General features: G+C 59.9%; 1 protein-coding gene and 1 pseudogene. One reads left to right on the plus strand and one right to left on the minus strand.

Annotation, left to right across the window (positions count from 1 at the left end; genetic code table 11):
- The first annotated feature begins 159 nt into the window (after positions 1-159).
- Positions 160-525, plus strand: a complete 366-nt coding sequence (locus EWE75_RS25430) for a hypothetical protein (protein ID WP_206364891.1) — start codon at positions 160-162, stop codon at positions 523-525.
- 9 nt (positions 526-534) lie between these two features.
- On the opposite strand, the pseudogene EWE75_RS26005 reads toward EWE75_RS25430, so the two are convergent.
- A pseudogene (locus tag EWE75_RS26005) lies at positions 535-648 on the minus strand (IS630 family transposase); the annotation flags it as partial.

Genomic DNA, 648 nt, shown 5'->3' on the forward strand with positions numbered 1-648 from the left:
GCGCCGCGACAATCAACTTCCAACATAACGCTTGCCAGCGACAATCAGGCGGAACACACTAGCAACAACGCGGTCACGGATTCCGATCCTGATTGACGCAAGCTCCGATCCTGATTGTCGCGCGATAGGCAGGCCCATTCGATTTAGCGACGCGGCAATATGCTCGTCGGACCACCGGCCGGCCATGCTGCGCATCACTGCCAGCGCATCCTCGGCTGTCGCGCACCCGTGCTCACCAGTTTGGGGCTTGCGAACACGAAGTTCCGAGTGCCGGCCGCCTCGCCAATGATTTGTGAGCACGACCTCACGCACCTCATCGTCGACGTCCACGATGATATCGGCGATCAACGCGCGCAGCAGGCGATCCTGGATAGGGCTACACCGACATGTCTTGATGACGATGTCGCTTATACCTTCATCCAGTTCCGCCGCCTCGCCCGCAGCGGGACGAAAAAAGAGACGAGGACCGCCGCCGCAGCCGACCATACCGGTCGTGCGGCAGGCTATCCTCAACCTCTTCGCTAGTGCACTGATTCAGACGGAAGATGCAGGCAGTCTGGAGAGCTTGTCGAGGATTTGAGCGGCGGGCTTGGTCCAGACGAAGGGCTTTGGGTCGGCGTTGTGTTCCTTGAGGTAGCGATTGATGGC

Origin of the sequence: Sphingomonas populi (assembly GCF_004208535.1) — a bacterium.
Lineage (GTDB): Bacteria > Pseudomonadota > Alphaproteobacteria > Sphingomonadales > Sphingomonadaceae > Sphingomonas > Sphingomonas populi.

What these genes read in the sequence shown, in the direction of transcription:
- EWE75_RS25430 (WP_206364891.1), top strand. Translation starts at nt 160, where the DNA reads ATGCTCGTCGGACCACCGGCCGGCCATGCTGCGCATCACTGCCAGCGC.